The 20353-nt window shown below is 62.5% G+C and carries 22 protein-coding genes; 17 read left to right on the top strand and 5 right to left on the bottom strand.

The features are described from left to right. Nucleotides 1-145 precede the first annotated feature (145 nt). Both PI93_RS18810 and PI93_RS18805 read left to right on the top strand, forming a co-directional pair. Nucleotides 146-511 carry a c-type cytochrome gene (locus PI93_RS18810; RefSeq protein WP_039369117.1) on the top strand — a complete coding sequence of 122 codons (366 nt, stop codon included), beginning with the start codon at nucleotides 146-148 and terminating at the stop codon, nucleotides 509-511. 25 nt (nucleotides 512-536) lie between these two features. Then, nucleotides 537-950: a c-type cytochrome gene (locus PI93_RS18805; protein WP_224785852.1), complete on the top strand. Its 414-nt coding sequence runs from the start codon at nucleotides 537-539 to the stop codon at nucleotides 948-950. Between the two features lie 134 nt (nucleotides 951-1084). Here the strand turns inward: PI93_RS18805 and PI93_RS18800 are convergent, their stop codons facing one another. Beyond that, the gene (locus PI93_RS18800) at nucleotides 1085-1516 is read right to left on the bottom strand and encodes a DUF1841 family protein (RefSeq protein WP_039369114.1); all 432 of its coding nucleotides are present in this window, start codon (nucleotides 1514-1516) and stop codon (nucleotides 1085-1087) included. A gap of 205 nt (nucleotides 1517-1721) precedes the next feature. Here PI93_RS18800 and PI93_RS18795 point away from each other — a divergent pair, with 205 nt between their 5' ends. Further along, on the top strand, nucleotides 1722-2618 hold the full coding sequence (locus PI93_RS18795; RefSeq protein ID WP_039369569.1) for a DMT family transporter: 897 nt from the start codon (nucleotides 1722-1724) through the stop codon (nucleotides 2616-2618). Between the two features lie 91 nt (nucleotides 2619-2709). Further along, nucleotides 2710-3303: a malonic semialdehyde reductase gene (locus PI93_RS18790; protein ID WP_039369112.1), complete on the top strand. Its 594-nt coding sequence runs from the start codon at nucleotides 2710-2712 to the stop codon at nucleotides 3301-3303. A gap of 111 nt (nucleotides 3304-3414) precedes the next feature. On the opposite strand, the gene nth is transcribed toward PI93_RS18790, so the two are convergent. Beyond that, the gene (gene nth / locus PI93_RS18785) at nucleotides 3415-4059 is read right to left on the bottom strand and encodes an endonuclease III (protein ID WP_039373698.1); all 645 of its coding nucleotides are present in this window, start codon (nucleotides 4057-4059) and stop codon (nucleotides 3415-3417) included. A 52-nt stretch (nucleotides 4060-4111) separates the two neighbouring features. Next, nucleotides 4112-5017, bottom strand: a complete 906-nt coding sequence (rsxB, locus tag PI93_RS18780) for an electron transport complex subunit RsxB (RefSeq protein WP_039373696.1) — start codon at nucleotides 5015-5017, stop codon at nucleotides 4112-4114. Between the two features lie 104 nt (nucleotides 5018-5121). Between rsxB and PI93_RS18775 the strand changes: the two genes are divergently transcribed. Beyond that, nucleotides 5122-5760, top strand: coding sequence for a TetR/AcrR family transcriptional regulator (locus tag PI93_RS18775; protein WP_039373695.1), 639 nt, complete (start codon nucleotides 5122-5124; stop codon nucleotides 5758-5760). A 112-nt stretch (nucleotides 5761-5872) separates the two neighbouring features. Here PI93_RS18775 and PI93_RS18770 read toward each other — a convergent pair whose 3' ends face one another. Both PI93_RS18770 and PI93_RS18765 read right to left on the bottom strand, forming a co-directional pair. Then, nucleotides 5873-7114: a polyhydroxyalkanoate depolymerase gene (locus PI93_RS18770; RefSeq protein WP_052240919.1), complete on the bottom strand. Its 1242-nt coding sequence runs from the start codon at nucleotides 7112-7114 to the stop codon at nucleotides 5873-5875. 218 nt (nucleotides 7115-7332) lie between these two features. Next, complete coding sequence (locus PI93_RS18765; RefSeq protein WP_039373694.1) at nucleotides 7333-8532, bottom strand: amino acid aminotransferase; 1200 nt, start codon at nucleotides 8530-8532, stop codon at nucleotides 7333-7335. 321 nt (nucleotides 8533-8853) lie between these two features. Between PI93_RS18765 and uvrB the strand changes: the two genes are divergently transcribed. The 12 genes from uvrB to fdx all read left to right on the top strand — a co-directional run bounded on the left by uvrB (nucleotide 8854) and on the right by fdx (nucleotide 20301). Next, nucleotides 8854-10941 (top strand): excinuclease ABC subunit UvrB, encoded by a 2088-nt coding sequence (gene uvrB / locus PI93_RS18760; RefSeq protein WP_039373692.1) that lies wholly within the window; start codon nucleotides 8854-8856, stop codon nucleotides 10939-10941. A gap of 16 nt (nucleotides 10942-10957) precedes the next feature. Continuing rightward, a complete protein-coding gene (locus PI93_RS18755; protein WP_039373690.1) occupies nucleotides 10958-11515 on the top strand; it encodes a hypothetical protein in 558 nt (185 codons plus the stop codon). Between the two features lie 42 nt (nucleotides 11516-11557). After that, nucleotides 11558-12034, top strand: a complete 477-nt coding sequence (locus PI93_RS18750; protein WP_039373688.1) for a low molecular weight protein-tyrosine-phosphatase — start codon at nucleotides 11558-11560, stop codon at nucleotides 12032-12034. A gap of 206 nt (nucleotides 12035-12240) precedes the next feature. Next, nucleotides 12241-14346, top strand: coding sequence for a site-specific recombinase (locus tag PI93_RS18745; protein ID WP_039373686.1), 2106 nt, complete (start codon nucleotides 12241-12243; stop codon nucleotides 14344-14346). Between the two features lie 116 nt (nucleotides 14347-14462). Beyond that, nucleotides 14463-14990 carry a Fe-S cluster assembly transcriptional regulator IscR gene (gene iscR / locus PI93_RS18740; RefSeq protein WP_023596701.1) on the top strand — a complete coding sequence of 176 codons (528 nt, stop codon included), beginning with the start codon at nucleotides 14463-14465 and terminating at the stop codon, nucleotides 14988-14990. A gap of 31 nt (nucleotides 14991-15021) precedes the next feature. Next, the gene (locus PI93_RS18735) at nucleotides 15022-16245 is read left to right on the top strand and encodes an IscS subfamily cysteine desulfurase (protein WP_039373685.1); all 1224 of its coding nucleotides are present in this window, start codon (nucleotides 15022-15024) and stop codon (nucleotides 16243-16245) included. A gap of 18 nt (nucleotides 16246-16263) precedes the next feature. Then, nucleotides 16264-16671, top strand: coding sequence for a Fe-S cluster assembly scaffold IscU (gene iscU, locus PI93_RS18730; RefSeq protein WP_010807462.1), 408 nt, complete (start codon nucleotides 16264-16266; stop codon nucleotides 16669-16671). Nucleotides 16672-16701: 30 nt separating this feature from the next. Beyond that, nucleotides 16702-17025, top strand: coding sequence for an iron-sulfur cluster assembly protein IscA (iscA, locus tag PI93_RS18725; protein ID WP_017234965.1), 324 nt, complete (start codon nucleotides 16702-16704; stop codon nucleotides 17023-17025). After that, nucleotides 16991-17236, top strand: a complete 246-nt coding sequence (locus tag PI93_RS18720; RefSeq protein ID WP_080759363.1) for a DUF3565 domain-containing protein — start codon at nucleotides 16991-16993, stop codon at nucleotides 17234-17236. The genes iscA and PI93_RS18720 overlap by 35 nt, the downstream gene beginning before the upstream one ends. Before the next feature lie 205 nt (nucleotides 17237-17441). Further along, nucleotides 17442-17972, top strand: a complete 531-nt coding sequence (gene hscB / locus PI93_RS18715) for a Fe-S protein assembly co-chaperone HscB (RefSeq protein WP_039373683.1) — start codon at nucleotides 17442-17444, stop codon at nucleotides 17970-17972. Between the two features lie 86 nt (nucleotides 17973-18058). Next, the gene (gene hscA, locus PI93_RS18710) at nucleotides 18059-19936 is read left to right on the top strand and encodes a Fe-S protein assembly chaperone HscA (RefSeq protein ID WP_039373682.1); all 1878 of its coding nucleotides are present in this window, start codon (nucleotides 18059-18061) and stop codon (nucleotides 19934-19936) included. A 23-nt stretch (nucleotides 19937-19959) separates the two neighbouring features. Continuing rightward, nucleotides 19960-20301, top strand: coding sequence for an ISC system 2Fe-2S type ferredoxin (gene fdx / locus PI93_RS18705; protein ID WP_039373680.1), 342 nt, complete (start codon nucleotides 19960-19962; stop codon nucleotides 20299-20301). Nucleotides 20302-20353 lie beyond the last annotated feature (52 nt).

Genomic DNA, 20353 nt, shown 5'->3' with positions numbered 1-20353 from the left:
CTGTGCGGGTCAGCACCGAGTTTGCGAGGGCGAAGGTGTGGGTTACAATCGATTGCTTTTTTCACAGGTCGGCGGCCTTGGAGTCGGGACGACGATCTGCGTGTTGCGGGCCGGTATTCCAACCAAAAACGTTCCCAAGAAGACCATGAAAAAGTTCCTCACGATGATGGCGCTGGCGCTCGGCAGCACGTCGCTCACGTCACTTAGTGCGCTTCACGCGGCTGAACTCAAGCCCAATCTGGACGCGGCCAAGGACAAGGTGGCCATGTGTATCGGCTGCCACGGCATTCCCGACTATCGCACCGCATTTCCCGAGGTGTATCACGTGCCCCGGATCGGCGGACAGAATGCGAAGTACATCGAAAACGCCCTGAAGGAGTACGCGAAGGGCGATCGCAAGTTCCAGACGATGCATGGCATCGCAGCCACGTTGACCGATCAGGACATCGTCGACATTGCCGCGTACTACGCGGCGCAAACGGCGTCGACACCGGTCAATCCCCAGAAGTAAAACCTGCGTGGCTGAGGAGAACACGATGAAGCATTCGATGGTAAAGGCCGCGGCGGCGGCATCCCTGGCGCTCGGCGCCATGCTCGCCGGCTGGACCGGCTCGGCAGTGGCGGCCGGCAATATCGCCAACGGCAAGGCGCTCGTCGACAAAGGCATGTGCGCGAGCTGCCACGGCGCCAATCTGAACGCGCCGATCACCCCGGAGTATCCGAAGCTGGCAGGGCAATATGCGGACTACGTGTATAACGCGCTGCGGGCTTATCAGAACGAAACCAGTCTGGTGTATGGCCGCAGTAACGCCATCATGAAGACGCAGGTCATGTCCAACCCCGCGACGATCGGCAAGGATGGCAAGCCGCGTCCGTTCACGTCGCAGGAACTCAAGGACATTTCGGCCTATATCGAATCGCTGCCCGGCGATCTCGTGACGAAGAAGTAAGCGTTCGGGTGTCGGCATAAAAAAACGACGGTTGCGCCGAGGGCCACCGTCGTCTGCTTTTCTGTCTTCGCTTTGTCTTTGTTCAGGCTTCGCTGGCGGGCAACGTTAGCGAGGCGATTCTCGTTTCGCTTCGTTCAGCGCGACGCCTGTTGCTCGATGCGTTGCAGGTAGGCGTCCGAGTCCGGCGGCTGGCCGGTGCGTTGTGCTTCCCATAGCGTTTGTCCCAGACATTCCATGATGCGATGCTGCGCGTCGTGCGGCGAGTCGAGACGTTGGGTCAGCTTCTCAAAGGCGGCACGGATGCCCGGTGGCTGATCGATCGAGACCTGCTCGCTGATGGCCAGATGCATCGACAGATGCAGGAACGGATTGGTCTGTCCGGCCTCGGGCGAGTAGTCGCGCGCGCTGGCTTCCTCGGTATCGGACAGCGCGTCGTGATACTCGGGATGTTCGTTGATCCAGTCGGCGGCAATCGTCTCGAGCGGCGTCAGGATGCTGCCGCTGCGCTGCTTTTGCCAGGTGGTGCAGAAGAATTGCCGGACTTCGTCGCGGCTCGGATTGAACATGGGGACTCCGTGGGGTTCTTGTCGTGCATCTTGCGGCACGTTATGCCATGACTACAATGGCGGATCGATCGCCGCAGTGCGCCGGGCGGGCCGTTGTGGGTGGAACGCGCCGGTATCGCATGAAAACAGGCCGTATTGTCGCTCAATTTTTCCAATCATGTCGCAAAGCCCCCGCGTGCCGGCCGCCGCCGGCGACATCGCTGCCATGCATCCCGTCCCTCCGCCGTCGGCCTGGGCCGGTGTGGCGTTGATTGCCGTGTCGGCGTCTGCGTTCGGCGCCATGGCGATTTTTGCGCGGGCGGCCGCGGCGTCCGGCGCGGACATCTTCGCGATGCTGCTGTTCCGTTTCTTCGTGGCCGCCATCCTGTTGCTCGTCTGGTGTCGGTGGCAAAGGGTGCGCTTCCCGTCGCGCCGCCGGGCGCTTGGCATTGCGCTGATGGGGGGTGTCGGCTACGTCGGCCAGTCGTTGTGCTTCTTCGGGGCGCTGCAATACGCGCAGGCGTCGCTGGTCGCGCTGCTGCTGTATCTGTACCCGGTGTTTGTGACGATATTGGCGGCGCTCTTTCTGCATGAACGTCTGACGTCGGTGACGCTGGGGGCACTCGTGCTTTGCTCGCTCGGCACCGCGCTCACCGTGGGTGGCGGGCACGGGCAGCCGTTGGGCATGGCGTTGGCCGTGGCGTCGGCGCTGATCTATTCGGGCTATATCGTGGTCGGTGCCCGGTTGACGAAGGGGGTCGACGCCCGCGCCACCGCAACGCTCGTCTGTGTGGCGGCCACCGTCTCCTTTGGCGTGCTGGCGGTCGTGCGTGTGGCGCAAGGATTGCCGCTGCAATGGCCGACGGGCTCGGGCGGCTGGGCGGCGCTTGTCGCCATCGCGGTGTGTTCGACGGTCATCGCCATTCTGACGTTCTTCGCCGGTCTGCAGCGTCTCGGGGCAGGGCGCGCCTCGATGCTCTCGACGCTGGAGCCGGTGGTCACGGTCTTGCTCGCGGCCATGCTGCTGGGCGAAACGCTCACCGTGGCGCAGCTTGGCGGCGGCGTGCTGATTCTGGCCGGGGTGATCTGGCTATCGGCGCGCGGTGCGCCTGCCAACTCTTGATATCTCAAGGATTTTTGCCACCTCAGCGCATGTCGTACGGCAACGGTACAATCGCGCATCGTTTGTCATTCATTACCCGAGGTCAATCGTCATGAGCACTATTGCCAAAGAAGCCATCGCCCAACTGTTCACCGATGCCCGCACGCACAACGTGTGGCTCGACAAGCCGGTCAGCGACGATACGTTGCGCGAACTGTACGACCTCGTGAAGTGGGGCCCGACATCGGCCAACACCACGCCTGCGCGTATCGTCTTCGTGAAGAGTGAGCAGGCGAAGGCCAAGCTGCTCGAATGCATGGCACCAGGCAACGTCGAGAAGACCCGCACGGCGCCTGTGACGGCCATCATCGCGTTCGATCTGAAGTTCTACGAGCAACTGCCCAAGCTGTTCCCGAATGGTGCCGAGAAGATGGTGCCGATGTTCTCGGGCGACGCTGCCAAGGCTGCCGGCGCTGCGCACATGAACAGCTCGCTGCAAGGCGGTTATTTCATTCTCGCCGCCCGTGCGCTGGGCCTCGACTGCGGTCCGATGGCCGGTTTCGATGCGCAGAAGGTCAACGACACGTTCTTCAGCGGCACCGAGTGGCGCGTCAATTTCATCTGTAATCTGGGGTACGGCGATCACGACAAGCTGTTCCCGCGCAACCCGCGCCTGTCGTTCGACGAGGCGGCTCGCATCATCTGAGCCGGAGGTTCGGCGCCTCGACGTGTTGAGCGAGGTGTGACCAGCAAAACGGGCGGTCCCGATGTCGGGACCGCCCGTTGTCGTTTCCAGGGTTGGTGCGAGCGCCGTGCGTCAGGCCTTCGGTGCGGGCGTCTTGGGCCGGAAGTCGCACAGGGGTTCGATGGCGCAATGCCAGCACTCGGGCTTGCGCGCCTTGCATACGTAGCGGCCGTGCAGGATGAGCCAGTGATGGGCATCGTGCTTGAACTCGCGCGGGGTGACGCGCTCGAGCGCGAGTTCGACCGCCAGCGGGTCCTTGCCGGGGGCGAGGCCCGTGCGGTTCGCCACCCGGAAGATATGCGTGTCGACGGCAATCGTGTCTTCGCCAAACGCGGTGTTGAGCACCACGTTCGCCGTTTTCCGGCCAACGCCCGGCAACGCTTCGAGGGCTTCCCGCGAGCGCGGCACCTCACCGCCGTGGACGTCGAGCAGCAACTGACACGTTGCGATGACGTTCTTGGCTTTCGTGCGGTACAGCCCGATGGTCTTGATGTAGTCGGAGACCCCGGCCTCGCCGAGCGCCAGCATCTTCGCCGGTGTGTTCGCCACGGCGTAAAGCTTGCGGGTGGCCTTGTTCACCGAGACGTCGGTTGCCTGCGCCGAAAGCAGCACGGCAATCAGCAACTCGAAGGGCGACGTGTACTCAAGCTCCGTTGTCGGATGCGGATTGAGCTGTTGCAGCGTCTCGAACAGGGCACGGCGTTTGGCGTCGTTCATGGCGGGTGGCGCGTCTGTCTTGTTATCGGGAGCGGATCGTGTGGCGATTCGTCTAGGCCTTGCCGGAAGGGGCGGCCGGGGGCGTGGTGTCAGGATTCGCGTCGAGCCCCAATCGCTTGCGACGTGCTTCGGCTTCGTCGATCTGCGCTTGTACCGCGGCGGAGACATTCTCCGTATTCTTCGGCCCGAGCCCCTCGGCGGCCAGCGCAGCCTTCTTCTGACGTGCGCGTTCCAGTGCGGCTTGAATGATGGCTTGCTTCCGCGCAGCAGCCGCGGCGGCCTCGTCGGCCACCGGCGACGCGGTCGGCGTCTGTGTGCTGCTGGATGAAACCGGCGATGGCATTGCCTGGGTTTGCGTGTCTTGCGTTGCACCGGGCGTACTTGGCGCCGACGGCGCATGGGGGGCGACGCGTGCCGCACGCGCGGCCAACCGTGCTTCGCGCTGCGCCTTTTCTTTTTCGAGACGCGCCTGATGCGCCTCGAAATGGCGGCGGGCGTCGTCGGCCTGTGTCTGTGACCAGGCGTCCCAGCCAGTGCGTTCGCCCGTGACCGGCACCATGTCGATGCAGTCGACGGGGCATGGCGGCACACACAGGTCGCAACCGGTGCAGCGGTCTTCGATGACCGTATGCATCAACTTCGCCGCCCCCACGATGGCATCGACGGGACAGGCTTGCAGGCAGAGCGTGCAGCCGATACACAGCGATTCGTCGATGACGGCGCGCGGACGAGGGCGTGCAACGCCATTCTCCGGATTAAGAGGAATCACGGGCCGGCCAAGCAGTTTGGCGAGACGCTCGACGCCCTCGGCACCGCCCGGCGGGCACTGGTTATAGCTGGCCTGCCCACTGGCGATGGCGTCGGCATACGGCCGGCAACCGGCGTAACCGCACTTGGTGCACTGCGTCTGGGGCAATAGGGCATCGATGCGCTGCGCGAGCGCGGTGACTTCGGACACGTCTTTTGTGGGGGATTCAGCGGAAAGTCGAATTATCCTGCATTTTGCAGAAACACTGAAACCGTTGTGCCATAATTCCGCCCGTTGAGAACGACCGGCCGATCATGACAACCCCAGAAACCAAGATCAAACGGGACCCCGAACGCACCCGACAGCGCATTCTTGCCGCTGCGATCGAGGAGTTTGCCGAACGTGGTTCGAGCGGTGCGCGCGTGGACAGCATCGCACGCCGAGCAGAGATCAATGAACGCATGCTGTATTACTACTTCGGCAACAAGGACCAGCTCTATCTGGCTGTGCTCGAAGAGGTCTATGGCGAATTCAACCGTGCGGAACACGCGCTGAAGCTTGACGTCCTTCCCCCGCTCGATGCCGTGGCGGAACTGGCCCATTTCGTGTGGGACTACTACGCCGAACATCCGGAATTGATTCAGCTCATCAATAACGAAAATCTGTTTGAAGCGAAGTCGATGCGTCAGTCGACGGAAATTCGCCAGCAGGTCTCGCCGATTGTCGAGTTGCTTGCCCAGACGCTCAAACGCGGCGAAGCCAGCGGCGAGATCCGTCTGGGCGTCGATCCGGTGGATCTGTACGTGACGATCTCGGCCATGGGCTATTACGTGATGTCGAACCGCCACACGCTGTCCATCGTGATGGGACGCGATCTGATGGCCGCCGATTCACGTAAGACGTACACGTCCTTCAACACGCAAATGCTGATCGATTCGTTGCGTACGCGATGACCGCATAGCCGCCATCGGCGCAGAGCGCAGGGCCAGTCAAAAACAAAACCGCCGCGTGGGCCTGAGCCCTCGCGGCGGTTTTGGTATGGCGCACGGAAAAACCGAATGCCGTTCAGGCGTTCCTGGCGATGAAGTCGCGAATCTGCGGATAGATCACGTTGCGCCAGCGGCTACCGGAGAAGATCCCGTAATGGCCGCACGACGGCGCGGTGAAATGCGCCCGGCGCTTGGCCGGAATGCCGGTGCACAGATCGTGGGCGGCCTGCGTCTGGCCGCTGCCCGAGATGTCGTCCAGTTCGCCTTCGATGGTGAAGAGGGCCGTCGTCTTGATGTCCTGCGGGCGCACCCGCTGGCCGGCGACGTCCCACGTGCCACGGGCAAGACTGAAGTCCTGGAAAACGGTCTTGATCGTGTCGAGGTAATACTCGGCCGCCATATCGAGCACGGCGTTGTATTCGTCGTAGAAACGGCGGTGCGAATCGGCGTCGTCGTTGTCGCCACGCATCAGATCGAGATAGAAGTCCCAGTGCGACTTCAGATGGCGATCCGGATTCATCGCCACGAACCCCGCATGCTGCAGGAAGCCCGGATAGACCAGTCGGCCCGAGCCCGGATAGTTGGCCGGTACCGCATGGATCACGTGATTCTCGAACCACTCGTATGACTTGTTCGTCGCGAGCGAGTTGACCGATGTCGGGCTCTTGCGTGCGTCGATCGGGCCGCCCATCATCGTCATGGTCTTGGGCGTTTTCTCACCGTTCGACGCCATGAGCGAGATCGCGCCGAGCACCGGCACGGTTGGCTGGCATACCGAAATGACGTGCAGGTTTTCCGCGCCGATGTGGCGAATGAAATCCTGAATGTAGGCGACGTAGTCGTCGAGATGGAACTCGCCGGCTTCCATCGGCACCATGCGTGCATCGACCCAGTCGGTAATGTAGACCTTGTGGTCCTTGAGCAACGTGGTGACGGTGTCGCGCAGCAGCGTGGCGTGATGCCCCGACAGCGGAGCCACCACCAGCACGACCGGGTCGTCCTTGAGTTGGCCCACCGCGCTGGCGTCGTCGGCGTAGCGCTTGAATCGCAGCAGACGACAGAACGGTTTCTCCATCGCCGTCATTTCCACGACGGGGATGTTGTGACCCTCAACCTCGACGGCCTTGATATTGAATTCGGGTTTTTCGTAGTCCTTGCCGAGCCGGTAGAGCAGTTCGTATCCGGCGGCAATGCGGGGTGCGCCCGGCATCATGGCAAGCAGGCTGCCCGGGTTGACGAATGTCGTCGCCGCTGCCTTTGCCCACGTGGTGAGGGGGTTCAGCCACGCGCGGTTGTACTCATGAATCTGATACAGCATGTTGTGTGCCCTGGGGCGGATGATGGGGGAATTATGCAACCGTTTATCGCGGCTGTGCAACGCAGCATAACCCTGATATATGGCGTTTCCGCATCAGATCGATAGTTTTAGCTTATTCACGCGATTGTTATTAACTATCGTTGCTGCGATGCAACAATTCGGAGGGTAAAAAAAGCCCGCCGGGCGGGGCGGGCTTTTTTGCGATGACGCCGAGGCGATCAGCGCAGCACTTTGGCGATGGCCGAAGCGACGACGTCGATGTTCTTGTCGTTGAGTGCGGCGACACAGATGCGGCCCGTGCTCACGGCGTAGATGCCGAACTCTTCACGCAGACGCTCGACTTGATCGGCCGTGAGGCCCGAGTACGAGAACATGCCGCGTTGCTTGATCACGAACGAGAAATCGCGTTCCACGCCGTGGGCGCGAAGCTTCTCGACGAGTGCCAGACGCATGGCGCGGATGCGCTCGCGCATTTCGGCCAGTTCCTCTTCCCACAGGGCGCGCAGTTCGGCGTTGCCCAGCACGGCGGCGACGACCGAGCCGCCATGCGTCGGCGGGTTCGAGTAGTTGGTGCGGATCACGCGCTTGAGTTGCGAGAGCACGCGGGTCGATTCGTCCTTGCTGCCCGTCACGATGGACAGGGCGCCGACGCGCTCGCCGTACAGCGAGAACGACTTGGAGAACGAGCTGGACACGAAGAAGTTCAGGCCGGCGGCCGCGAACAGGCGCACCACGGCGGCGTCGGCGTCGATGCCGTCACCGAAGCCCTGATAGGCGATGTCGAGGAACGGCACCAGCTTGCGCGCCTTCACGACTTCCACGACCTGGGCCCATTGGTCCATCGTCAGGTCAACGCCGGTCGGGTTGTGGCAGCACGCGTGCAGCACGACGATGGTGCCTTCCGGTTCCTTGCCGAGCATGTCGAGCATGCCCGACAGGTTCACGCCGTGCGATTCGGCGTCGTAGTACGGATACGAGACGACATTGAAGCCGGCTTGCGTGAACAGGGCGCGGTGGTTTTCCCAGCTCGGGTCGCTGATCGCGACGGTGGCGTTCGGGTTCAGTTGCTTCAGGAAGTCGGCGCCGATCTTGAGGGCACCGGTGCCGCCCAGCGCCTGAGCGGTAATCACACGGCCTTCGGTCAGCACGGGCGATTCCTTGCCGAACAGCATTTCCTGCACGGCCTTGTCATACGCAGCAATGCCTTCGATCGGCAGATAGCCGCGCGGCAGACCGGCAGCCACGCGTTGTTCTTCCGCTGCCTTCACGGCCTTGAGCAGGGGCAGTTTGCCTTCCGCATTGAAATACACGCCCACGCCCAGATTCACTTTTTCGGTACGGTGATCGGCGTTGTAGGCTTCGTTCAGGCCAAGGATGGGGTCGCGCGGGGCGAGTTCGACAGCGGAAAAGAGGGTCATTTCGACGGCTCGAGGCAGGTAGTAGGAAAATGCAGCGGGTCGGCCGCAACTTACGTAGGATCGGCCCAACGGGCTATTTTAGCGAAGATTCCCCGCGCTTGTGGTAAACGCCACCTCGTAAAGCGCGAATTCATGTCATTTCGGCACGAAAACTGCCACGTATTGCCAGAATTTGACGAAATCTCGGCGCGGTGTGCCGCAGGAAACCATCGCCGTTCGTCTGCCGTGCTGCCGAGACTCAGGCGGTTACCCATCGGACTCAGGGATTCGTCCGACGCGCTAGAATGCCAGATTACGTCTCTCAGGCTCGCACCCCCTGCCATGACCCCTGCGGCTGAACACGTCCTAGACGAAAGCAAGTTCCTGACGTTCCCGGATTCACCTTACCAACTCTACTGTCCATTCCCGGCAGCAGGCGACCAGCCCGCGGCCATCGCGCAGTTGACGGAAGGCGTGGACGACGGGCTCGCGTTCCAGACCTTGCTCGGTGTGACCGGGTCGGGCAAGACGTTCACGATGGCAAATGTGATCGCGCGGCTTGGCCGCCCGGCCATTGTCTTCGCGCCTAACAAGACGCTTGCCGCCCAGCTTTATTCGGAGTTCCGCGAGTTCTTCCCGCGAAATGCGGTGGAGTACTTCGTGTCGTACTACGACTATTACCAGCCGGAAGCCTACGTGCCGCAGCGCGATCTCTTCATCGAGAAGGATTCGTCCGTCAACGAGCACATCGAACAGATGCGTCTTTCGGCAACGAAGAGCCTGCTCGAACGCCGCGATGTGGTGATCGTGGCCACCGTGTCCGCCATCTACGGTATCGGTAATCCGACCGAATATCACCAGATGATTCTGACGGTGCGTCAGGGCGACAAGATCGGTCAGCGCGACATCATCGCGCGCCTGATCGCGATGCAGTACTCCCGCAACGAAACGGATTTCGGACGAGGGACCTTCCGCGTTCGCGGCGACACGATCGATATCTTCCCGGCAGAGCATGCCGAACTGGCGCTGCGTGTGGAGTTGTTCGACGACGAAGTCGACACGCTGCAACTCTTCGACCCGCTCACGGGGCGCGTGCGCCAGAAGGTGCCGCGATTTACGGTGTATCCGTCCTCACACTACGTGACCCCGCGAGAGACGGTGTTGCGCGCCATCGAGACGATCAAGGACGAACTGCGCGAGCGGCTCGACTTCTTCTATAAGGAAGGCAAACTGGTCGAGGCGCAGCGTCTGGAGCAGCGCACCCGGTTTGATCTGGAGATGTTGCAGGAGCTGGGTTTCTGCAAGGGCATCGAGAATTATTCGCGGCATTTGTCCGGCGCGGCGCCGGGCGAGCCGCCGCCGACGCTCGTCGACTATCTGCCACCGGATGCGCTGATGTTCCTCGACGAGTCGCATGTGCTCATCGGCCAGTTCAACGGCATGTACAACGGCGACCGGGCGCGTAAGGAGAATCTCGTCAACTACGGGTTCCGTCTGCCCTCCGCGCTGGACAACCGGCCGCTCAAGTTTGCCGAGTACGAACGCAAGATGCGTCAGGCGATCTTCGTGTCCGCGACCCCCGCAGAGTACGAAGCGAAGCGCACGGGGCAGGTGGTGGAACAGGTGGTGCGCCCGACGGGGTTGATCGACCCGATCATCGACGTGCGCCCGGCGCGCACGCAGGTGGACGACGTACTCTCGGAAATCAACAAACGTGTCGCGGTGGGAGAGCGCGTGCTCGTCACCACGCTCACGAAGCGCATGGCGGAGCAGCTCACCGATTATTTGTCCGACAACGGTGTGAAGGTCCGTTATCTGCACAGCGACATCGATACCGTCGAACGCGTAGAGATCATCCGCGATTTGCGCTTGGGCGCCTTCGACGTACTGGTCGGGATCAACTTGTTGCGCGAGGGATTGGATATTCCGGAGGTGTCGCTCGTGGCAATTCTCGACGCGGACAAGGAGGGTTTCCTGCGCTCCGAGCGGTCATTGATTCAGACCATCGGGCGGGCGGCGCGTAACGTCAACGGGACGGCAATTCTCTACGCCGACAAGATGACCGATTCGATGACGCGTGCCATCGGCGAAACGGAGCGTCGCCGGGCGAAGCAGATGGCGCACAACGAGGCGCACGGCATTGTTCCGCAGGGGGTCAAGAAGCGCATCAAGGACATCATCGACGGTGTCTACGATCCGCAGGACGCCAAGGCGGAACTGGCCGAAGCCAAGGAGCAGGCGCACTACCAGGACATGTCGGAAAAGCAACTGGCACGCGAAATCAAGAAGCTCGAAAAGCAGATGCAGGAGCACGCCCGGAATCTCGAATTCGAAAAGGCGGCGAAAGTGCGCGACCAGTTGCTGCACGTCAAGGCGCTCGTGTTCGGGACCGACGGCGCGAGCGAGGCGGAACTGGGGCCGAAGCTCTGAGCGAGGGACGATCGACATGCATCCGTCGGAAAATGAAGCTTTGCACCTGGGCGGTGGAGGGGACGGGGCGCAAGCCTCGGACGATAAAGAAGACGCCGGACGTGCCTTGACCTCGGTGTCGGTCGGATTACCGTTTGCGGCGATCGTGCTGGCCGCGGGGATACCGATCTTCATGACGGGGTTTGACATTCGTGGTCACGACTACACGGCACTGTTCAATTATCTCGAGTACGTGTTTCCTTTTTATGCGGCACTGATCGGTGGCCATGGGGTGTACGAAGAGAAGCTGAAGAAGGAAAACCCTCGACTGGCCGGGTATGCCGTTGCCTGCTTCAAGGCGGCCGTCTTATTCCTGTGTCTGGGCCTGCTCTCGCATGTCGGCGGCCATTTCACGCAGGCGGGCGGTACGTTGCACGTCGGCATTCTCTGCGTCATATTCGCAACGCTCGCGGTTTGCGCGATATGGGCGCTTTTCAAAGGGCTGGAGACATCCTCCGCGCCGTTTGTCGTGCCGATCTGCATGGCCGTGTTTCTGCTGCTTGTCTTTGTGGTCTTTCCCTTCCTGCTCTCCTGATAAGGACGGGTTCGGAAGGGGCAGGAACGTTTGGAAAACGCAATGAAAAACACCTCCGTCCTCTTCGTTTGCATGGGCAACATTTGCCGCTCGCCCAGTGCCGACGGTATTTTTCGTCATCGACTGGCCGAGGCTGGCCTGACCGACGTGATCGCCGTGGATTCGGCCGGCACGCACAGCTACCACATCGGCCACGCGCCCGACGCCCGGACGCAAGCGGCAGCGCAGCGGCGCGGCTACGATTTGAGCGAACTGCGGGCGCGTCGCGTCGAGGCCAGTGACTTCGAGCGCTTCGCATGGATTGTGGCGATGGACGACGCTAATGTTGCAGAACTTACGGCGCGTTGTCCGGCTGAGTATCGTCACAAGATCGTGCGGTTGATGGACTTTGCGACGCGTCACGACGCGACCGAAGTGCCCGATCCGTATTACGGCGGCGCGCAAGGCTTCGAGACCGTGCTCGACTATATTGAAGACGGCCTCGACGGCCTGCTCGCACGACTGAAAAAGGGCGACTGACGCTGGCTTGCCGCGCGCGTGAGGGGCGGATGAGCGTCGAGTGACACGCGGCCGAGCATCTTTCGCGATCCACGTCGTTGGGGCTATCATTCGGCCCAACGACGGTGCGGTCGTGCCGCATCGGTGCTGTCACGGTACCCGGCGGCATCCCGTCTCCCGATCTGGCTTCACCTCTCTCCCGTCTCTCTTCACCCGCTCTCCAATCGATGCTCAATTCGCTCACTTCGTACTGGCGTAAATGGCGCGCCTCGCGTCACGCCGGCCATCAGCTCGACGAACTGCTCGCGCACGCCGATCCGTCGGCCCCGCTGGCCGTGCGTAATCAATGGCTGATCGAGTTGGCGCATTGGGTTCAGAAGCGTGGCGCACTCGTCAACGAGGTGCGCGAGGCGGGCGAGGCGGCACGCTATCGTCCGCACACCCGCTTGCGCTATCTGTTGCAGATGCTCGAGCGTAATCCGGACTGGCGTTTGCCCGTCGCACGCACGTTACGCAGCGTCATCAACGAGAGCGACGCGATTTCCCTGCTGTGCGATACGGGGATGCCGGTTCGTCCGGGGTTCTGGGGCGCGCTGATCGAGCGTATCGAGAAAGCGCTGATTCCGCCGCCGCCGACGCGCCGCGATCTTTCGGCGTTGTGCTCGCTCATGTTCCCCGACGGCGATGCGGCCGACTGGATCGCCGCCATGCCGCCCGAATTGCTGGCCGATCTCATCGCGCTGCTGCACTACGGCGAAGATGCCGAGGACGATGCCGACTGGAACCCGTTCGCCGAAGACTTGCTGGCCGCGATGCATCACCTCGTCGACCAGATTGCGTCGACCGGTCTGTCGCAGGCCGTGCGCTCTCGTCTGACGTATCCGCGCGTGACCGAGTCGCCGTTCTACCGGCTTGGCCGCGCCATGCAGGAACTCGAGGAGGCGGGGCAAGACTTCGCGCACGGTGCGCCGCCATCGCAGCACTTCGTGCAGCGCATCAACGTGTTTCGTGCACTGCTCGACGATTGCGGGCGCGCCGCGCGTCAGGTGTACGCGCATCTCGACGAGAACGGCGTGAGCGTGGACATCGTCTTTCAGGTGGAGCGCGCGAAGGCGCGCATTCGCCGGCTTGAGCGCCTGCTCGAAGCATGGCTGACACAAGGCGAGGACGATCGTGCCACGGCGCGGGTGCGACTCTTCGCCGACCTGGTGCGTGCGAATCAGGCGAGTCAGAGCGTGGGGGAACTGGCGCGGACGTCGTTTGGGCTGCTGGCACGCAAGGTGGTGGAGCGCAGCGCGGAGACAGGCGAGCATTACATCGCCCGCAATCGTAGCGAGTACTTCGCCATGTTGAAGATGGCCTGCGGCGGCGGCCTCGTGACGGTGGTGACCGTCTACGTCAAATTTCTGATTACCAGCGCGCATCTGCCGACCGTGGTGGAGGGGTTCCTTGCCGGTGCCAATTACGCGATCTGTTTCCTGTTCATGCATTTCTGTCATTTCACGCTGGCCACCAAGCAGCCCGCGATGACGGCGCCGGCCATCGCCAGCAAGCTCGACGACGTCGACACGCCGGCCGGCATGGACGCCTTCGTCGGCGAGGTGATTGCCCTCGTGCGCACCCAGGCGGCCGCCATCTTCGGCAATCTGGCGATGGTGTTTCCGTTCTGCTTGCTGGTGCAGTGGACGGTGTCGGCGGCGCTAGGCATGAATACGATTCCGCCCGAGAAGGCCCACGCGACACTCCATTCGTTCTCGATTCTGGGCGTCACGCCGCTCTTTGCGATTCTGACCGGGGTGCTGCTGTGGTTCTCGAGCCTGATTTCGGGCTGGGCGGACAACTGGTTTGCGCTGCATGGCATTGGGGATGTGCTGGCCTACAATCGCCGCCTGCGCTTCGTTTTCGGGCGCAATGGGGCGGCGCGTCTGGCCGACGGGTGCCGTCGACATATCGCCCCGGTGCTCGGCAATCTGACGCTCGGCTTCATGCTGGGGCTGGTGCCGGCCGTGCTTACCGCGTTTGCGTTGCCGTTCGAGGTGCGCCACGTCACGCTGTCGACGGGGGCGATCGCCACATCGATTGGCGTACTCGGCATGCCGGCGCTGCACGATCCCGCCCTTTGGCTTGCCGTGGCCGGTGTCGGATCGATGGCCCTGCTCAACGTCGGCGTCAGTTTTGCGTTAGCATTTCACATGGCGCTCCGATCGCGTCCACTGCGATTGGGCGACCGTCGGCAAATCCATCGCGCCCTGTGGCGCGCCGTGCTGCACAATCCTCTGGTGCTGCTGTTTCCTCTCCGGGCCGCGCAGCCGGAAGCTCGTCCCGAAAAATAAGAAATTTCTCAAACGGGCGAGGGAACTTCCGCAAAAAATGGGCCAGAAGTACTTGACTAAATTCGTAGGGAATTTATACTTGACGAAAATAGTCGAGATTAATCCCCTGCATCATCATGAGACTTACCACGAAAGGCCGTTTCGCCGTTACGGCGATGATCGACCTGGCCATGCGCCAGGACGCGGGTCCCGTGACGCTTGCGGGCATTAGTCAGCGTCAGCGGATTTCCCTGTCTTATCTGGAACAACTGTTCGGCAAGCTGCGCCGCCACGAAATCGTGGAAAGCGTACGCGGGCCGGGCGGCGGTTACAGCCTTGCGCGTCGCGCGGAAGAGGTGACAGTCGCTGACATCATCATTGCGGTCGACGAACCGCTCGATGCCACCCAGTGCGGCAGCAAAGGCAACTGCGAGAAGGGCCAGGACGGCCATCGCGGCCACTGCATGACGCACGAGCTGTGGGCGACGCTCAACCAGAAGATGGTCGAGTATCTCGATTCGGTTTCGCTGCGCGACCTCGTCGAGCAGCAGCGTAGCAAGCAGGCCCAGCAGGCCGTCCTGCGCGACACCCGCGAGTCCGGCACCAACAACCAGACCATCGCTGCGCGCATTCCCAATTCGGTCTTCGATATGGCCCGTTCATAACAGGCGCCACGGCACGATCCTGGAGCACCCCATGAAAAACGATACCCTCAACCTCCCCATCTACATGGACTACAGCGCCACGACGCCGATTGACCCGCGCGTCGTGGACAAGATGTTGCCCTACCTGCGCGAGCAGTTCGGTAACCCGGCATCGCGCAGCCACTCGTTCGGCTGGGCTGCCGAGCAAGCGGTAGAAGAGGCTCGCGAGGAAGTGGCCAAGCTGGTGGGCGCCGATCCGCGCGAGATCGTGTGGACGTCGGGCGCCACCGAGTCGAACAACCTCGCGCTCAAGGGCGCCGCGCACTTTTACCAGGGTAAGGGCAAGCACCTCATCACGGTGAAGACCGAGCACAAGGCCGTGCTCGACACGATGCGCGAGCTTGAGCGTGAAGGCTTCGAAGTCACGTATCTGGATGTGAAGGACGACGGTCTGCTCGATCTGGAAGTGTTCAAGGCAGCATTGCGCCCGGACACGATCCTGGTCTCGGTCATGGCGGTGAACAACGAAATCGGCGTGATTCAGGACATCGCGACGATTGGCGAGATCTGCCGCGAGAAGGGCATCATTTTCCACGTCGACGCCGCACAGGCGACCGGGAAGATGCCGATCGATCTGAATACGCTCAAGGTCGACCTGATGTCGTTCTCGGCCCACAAGACGTATGGCCCGAAGGGGATCGGCGCGCTGTATGTGCGTCGTAAGCCGCGCGTGCGTATCGAAGCGCAGATTCACGGCGGCGGTCACGAGCGCGGCATGCGTTCGGGCACGCTGGCCACGCATCAGATCGTCGGCATGGGCGAGGCGTTCCGTCTTGCACGTGAGGAAATGGCAGCGGAGAACGACCGTGTGCGCATGCTGCGCGATCGTCTGCTGCGCGGTCTGACGGAGATGGAAGAAGTGTATGTGAACGGCGACATGGAACAACGTGTGCCGCACAACCTGAACATCAGCTTCAATTTTGTCGAAGGCGAATCGCTGATCATGGCGATCAAGGATGTCGCTGTGTCGTCGGGCTCGGCGTGCACGTCGGCCTCGCTGGAGCCTTCGTATGTATTGCGTGCCCTGGGTCGTAACGACGAACTGGCGCACAGCTCGATTCGCTTCACGGTGGGTCGTTTCACGACCGAGCAGGAAGTCGACTACGTCGTCGAACTGCTCAAGGGCAAGATCGGCAAGCTGCGCGATCTGTCGCCGCTGTGGGAAATGTACAAGGACGGGGTCGATCTGAATTCGATCCAGTGGGCCGCACACTGAGCATTCAAGGAGTTAGCCATGTCGTACAGCAAAGAAGTTCTGGATCACTACGAAAACCCGCGTAACGTTGGCTCGTTCGAAAAGGGCGACGACGCTGTCGGTACCGGCATGGTCGGCGCCCCGGCTTGCGGTGACGTGATGAAGCTGCAGATTCGTGTGAACGAAGCCGGCGTGATCGAAGACGCCAAGTTCAAGACCTACGGCTGCGGTTCGGCGATTGCTTCGTCGTCGCTCGTGACCGAGTGGGTCAAGGGCAAGACGCTGGATCAGGCGCTCGACATCAAGAACACGCAGATCGCGCAGGAACTGGCACTGCCGCCGGTGAAGATTCACTGCTCGATTCTGGCCGAAGACGCCATCAAGGCGGCCGTGGCCGACTACAAGCAGAAGCACGGCCAGTCGGCCGAGCCGGCAAAGGCCGCCTGAGCGGCGCGACGGATAAAGGAATCAGGCAAGATGGCCATTACATTGACCGAGAAGGCCGCGCAGCACGTTTCGCGTTATCTGACGCGGCGCGGCAAGGGCGTGGGCCTGCGGCTGGGCGTGAAGACGACCGGTTGCTCGGGCCTGGCCTACAAGCTGGAATACGCCGACGACGTGGCGGGTGAAGACACGGTCTTCGAAAGCCATGGTGTGAAGGTGATCGTCGATCCGAAGAGTCTGCCGTACATCGATGGCACCGAGCTGGACTTCGCTCGCGAAGGCCTGAACGAAGGGTTCCGCTTCAACAATCCGAACGTCAAGGATGAGTGCGGCTGCGGCGAGTCCTTCCGCATCTGACGCGGCGCCATTGCGCGAGATCGTCGGTTTTCTGCGAGATGACGAAGACCAGTGGGTCGCGCGATTGGCGTGTGGGCATGGGCAACATGTCCGGCATCTTCCCCCGTGGCAGATCCGGACATGGACGCAAAGTGCCGCTGGCCGCGATGCCATGCTCGGCAGTCGATTGCCTTGTCGCAAATGTCAACGCGGCGAGCCTTCGGATGCGTGAAGTGCATCGACCTTTGGGACGGATTCTGCGGCGCGGCGGGATCGCAACGGATGCCGCAGGCGAGGGCAGATGAGGCGAGTGTGCAGCAGCGTAGGCAGCAAGGCGGCGCGAGCCGCTTTTTTTACGGGCCGAAGGCGGGACGAGTGTGGGAGAAGCGATGCGATGACCTATCGCATCGACGCCCGTGACGAATGAAGAGTGCGCAATGAGTGCGTTGACTGACAACTATTTCACGCTGTTCGATCTGCCGCCGCGCTTTGCGCTCGATACCGAAGCGCTCGAGACGGCCTACCGGGCCGTGCAATCGCGCGTGCACCCGGATCGATTCGCGAGCGCCAGCGACGCCGAACGGCGCGTGGCCATGCAATGGGCTGCGCAGGCGAACGCCGCCTACCGCACGTTGCGCGATCCGTTGCAACGTGCGACGTATCTCCTCACGCTGCAAGGCATCGATGTGGGCGCGGAGAACAATACCGCGATGGCCCCCGACTTCCTGATGCAGCAAATGGAGTGGCGCGAAGCCATCGACGATGCTGTCGCGGCACGCAATATCAATGCCCTTGAAGCGCTGGCCCGCTCCCTGCGCGACGACCGTCGCGTGCGTCTCACCAAGCTGGGCGACTGGCTCGACAGCAGCGCCTGGCAGCCGTCGGCGGAAGCCGTGCGGCAACTGATGTTCATTGCGCGCGCCGAAGAAGACATCGCGCAGCGCATCGAAATGCTGGAAAACGCGTGACGGCCCGGTGCGGCGCCGTCACATGTCATTGAGAACTGCTTGAGAACAGGGCGCACGCGCCAGCGTGTCGCCCGCATTGCAAAGTCATGGCCCTTCTGCAAATTTCCGAACCCGGCATGTCCCCCGCGCCGCACCAGCGGCGACTCGCCGTGGGCATCGACCTGGGCACGACGCATTCGCTCGTGGCCTCCGTGCGCAGCGGTGTGGCCGAAGTCCTTCCCGACGAACAGGGCCGCGTGCTGCTGCCGTCCGTCGTGCGTTATCTGGGCGGACACCGTACCCAGATCGGCTACGATGCCAAAGCGGCTGCGGCGACCGATCCGCGTAACACGATCGTTTCCGTCAAGCGTTTCATGGGCCGCGGTCTGGCCGATGTCGCGCATGCCGACAACGCGCCGTACGATTTCGTCGACGCCCCCGGCATGGTGCAGATGACGACCGCCGGTGGCGTAAAGAGTCCGGTGGAAGTGTCGGCCGAAATTCTGGCGACGCTGCGTCAGCGTGCCGAAGACACCCTCGGCGACGATCTGGTGGGCGCGGTGATCACCGTGCCTGCGTACTTCGACGATGCACAACGTCAGGCCACCAAGGACGCCGCGCGTCTGGCCGGTCTGAACGTGCTGCGTCTGCTCAACGAACCGACGGCAGCGGCTATCGCCTACGGTCTCGACAACGGCGCGGAAGGCCTCTATGCCGTCTACGATCTGGGCGGCGGCACATTCGATATCTCGATCCTTCGTCTGACGAAGGGGGTGTTCGAAGTCCTTGCCGCGGGCGGCGACTCCGCGCTCGGGGGCGACGACTTCGATCAGGTGATTTACCGTTGGGTGCTGGAGGCTGCCGGTCTCGATGCAGCGTCGCTCACGCCCGAAGACGTGCGCGGTCTGCTCGATCACGCGCGCACCGCCAAGGAAGCCCTGACCGACGCGGAGCAAGCGCCCATCTCGCTCGCGCTGTCCGGCGGGCGTCATGTCGCGCTGCAACTCACGCGCGAGCAATTCACGACGCTTGGCGCTCCTCTCGTGCAACGCACGATCGGCCCGATGCGCAAGGCCTTGCGCGATGCCGGCATGGGGCAGGAAGACGTCAAGGGCGTGGTCCTCGTTGGCGGCGCGACGCGCATGCCGCAAGTGCGCGCAGCCGTTGCCAACTTCTTCGGTCGCGAGCCACTGGTCGATCTCGACCCGGATCAGGTCGTGGCGCTTGGTGCTGCCGTGCAAGCCAACCTGTTGGCCGGCAATCAGGCGGAAGGCGAAGACTGGCTGCTGCTCGACGTCATCCCGCTCTCGCTGGGTATCGAGACGATGGGTGGCCTCGTCGAGAAGATCATTCCGCGTAACGCGACCATTCCGGTGGCCCGTGCGCAGGAATTCACCACGTTCAAGGACGGCCAGACGGCGATGGCCATTCACGTGCTGCAAGGCGAGCGTGAGCTGGTGTCCGATTGCCGCTCGCTGGCGCGCTTCGAATTGCGTGGCATTCCGCCGATGACGGCCGGGGCGGCGCGCATTCGCGTGACGTATCAGGTCGACGCTGACGGCCTGCTCTCGGTCTCTGCGCAAGAGATGCATTCGGGGGTGGCGGCGTCCATCGAAGTCAAGCCGTCCTACGGGCTGGCAGACGACGACATTTCGCGCATGCTTCAGGACAGCTTCGGTTCGGCCGAGCAGGACATGCGTGCCCGCGCGCTGCGTGAGCAGCAGGTGGAAGCCGAGCGTCTGCTGGTGGCGATCGACAGCGCCCTGCAAGCCGACCCGGAATTGCTCGACGCCGAGGAGCGCGCCAGGATCGACGGCCTGCTGGCCGACTTGCGCCAGAAGTCTTCCGGCGACGATCAGGCCGCGATCAAAGCGGCGACCGAAACGCTCTCGCACGCGACGGACGAGTTTGCTGCGCGTCGCATGGACAAGAGCATCCGCGCAGCGCTGGCTGGCCGGCGCGTGGCGGACATCGACAAACTGTAAGACACACACGGAAATTCAAAGCCATGCCTCAAATCGTTGTATTGCCTCACGTCGAGCTGTGCCCCGAGGGCGCCGTGCTGGAAGTTCCGACGGGCACTTCCGTGTGCAGAGCGTTGTTGGACAATGGCATCGAAATCGAGCATGCGTGCGAATTGTCGTGCGCTTGCACGACGTGCCATGTGATCGTGCGCGAGGGCTTCGAGTCGCTGGAACCGGCGCAGGACGAGGAAGAGGATCTGCTCGACAAGGCGTGGGGCCTGGAGCCGACGTCGCGTCTGTCGTGCCAGACCCTGGTGCCTGCCGACTCGGATCTGGTCGTCGAGATTCCGAAGTACACGATCAACCACGCCAAGGAAAATCACTGAGCAGCGCCGTTGGCGTTGCCGGGTGAAAAGTCAGGAGAAAAGGAGCCTGCCC

It is taken from the genome of Pandoraea fibrosis (assembly GCF_000807775.2).
GTDB lineage: Bacteria > Pseudomonadota > Gammaproteobacteria > Burkholderiales > Burkholderiaceae > Pandoraea > Pandoraea fibrosis.
Note: the sequence above shows the minus strand (reverse complement) of the source record. Positions and strands in the feature narration are given on the sequence as shown.

Excerpts from the sequence above, each read along its gene's own strand:
- PI93_RS18765 (WP_039373694.1), bottom strand. The coding sequence starts at position 8,532 with ATGACCCTCTTTTCCGCTGTCGAACTCGCCCCGCGCGACCCCATCCTT.
- uvrB (WP_039373692.1), top strand. The coding sequence starts at position 8,854 with ATGACCCCTGCGGCTGAACACGTCCTAGACGAAAGCAAGTTCCTGACG.
- PI93_RS18790 (WP_039369112.1), top strand. The coding sequence starts at position 2,710 with ATGAGCACTATTGCCAAAGAAGCCATCGCCCAACTGTTCACCGATGCC.
- PI93_RS18735 (WP_039373685.1), top strand. The coding sequence starts at position 15,022 with ATGAAAAACGATACCCTCAACCTCCCCATCTACATGGACTACAGCGCC.
- iscU (WP_010807462.1), top strand. The coding sequence starts at position 16,264 with ATGTCGTACAGCAAAGAAGTTCTGGATCACTACGAAAACCCGCGTAAC.
- PI93_RS18745 (WP_039373686.1), top strand. The coding sequence starts at position 12,241 with ATGCTCAATTCGCTCACTTCGTACTGGCGTAAATGGCGCGCCTCGCGT.
- iscR (WP_023596701.1), top strand. The coding sequence starts at position 14,463 with ATGAGACTTACCACGAAAGGCCGTTTCGCCGTTACGGCGATGATCGAC.
- PI93_RS18750 (WP_039373688.1), top strand. The coding sequence starts at position 11,558 with ATGAAAAACACCTCCGTCCTCTTCGTTTGCATGGGCAACATTTGCCGC.
- hscA (WP_039373682.1), top strand. The coding sequence starts at position 18,059 with ATGGCCCTTCTGCAAATTTCCGAACCCGGCATGTCCCCCGCGCCGCAC.
- hscB (WP_039373683.1), top strand. The coding sequence starts at position 17,442 with ATGAGTGCGTTGACTGACAACTATTTCACGCTGTTCGATCTGCCGCCG.
- PI93_RS18775 (WP_039373695.1), top strand. The coding sequence starts at position 5,122 with ATGACAACCCCAGAAACCAAGATCAAACGGGACCCCGAACGCACCCGA.
- PI93_RS18720 (WP_080759363.1), top strand. The coding sequence starts at position 16,991 with ATGAGTGCGGCTGCGGCGAGTCCTTCCGCATCTGACGCGGCGCCATTG.
- PI93_RS18795 (WP_039369569.1), top strand. The coding sequence starts at position 1,722 with ATGCATCCCGTCCCTCCGCCGTCGGCCTGGGCCGGTGTGGCGTTGATT.
- PI93_RS18800 (WP_039369114.1), bottom strand. The coding sequence starts at position 1,516 with ATGTTCAATCCGAGCCGCGACGAAGTCCGGCAATTCTTCTGCACCACC.
- PI93_RS18805 (WP_224785852.1), top strand. The coding sequence starts at position 537 with ATGAAGCATTCGATGGTAAAGGCCGCGGCGGCGGCATCCCTGGCGCTC.
- PI93_RS18770 (WP_052240919.1), bottom strand. The coding sequence starts at position 7,114 with ATGCTGTATCAGATTCATGAGTACAACCGCGCGTGGCTGAACCCCCTC.
- nth (WP_039373698.1), bottom strand. The coding sequence starts at position 4,059 with ATGAACGACGCCAAACGCCGTGCCCTGTTCGAGACGCTGCAACAGCTC.
- iscA (WP_017234965.1), top strand. The coding sequence starts at position 16,702 with ATGGCCATTACATTGACCGAGAAGGCCGCGCAGCACGTTTCGCGTTAT.
- PI93_RS18810 (WP_039369117.1), top strand. The coding sequence starts at position 146 with ATGAAAAAGTTCCTCACGATGATGGCGCTGGCGCTCGGCAGCACGTCG.
- fdx (WP_039373680.1), top strand. The coding sequence starts at position 19,960 with ATGCCTCAAATCGTTGTATTGCCTCACGTCGAGCTGTGCCCCGAGGGC.
- PI93_RS18755 (WP_039373690.1), top strand. The coding sequence starts at position 10,958 with ATGCATCCGTCGGAAAATGAAGCTTTGCACCTGGGCGGTGGAGGGGAC.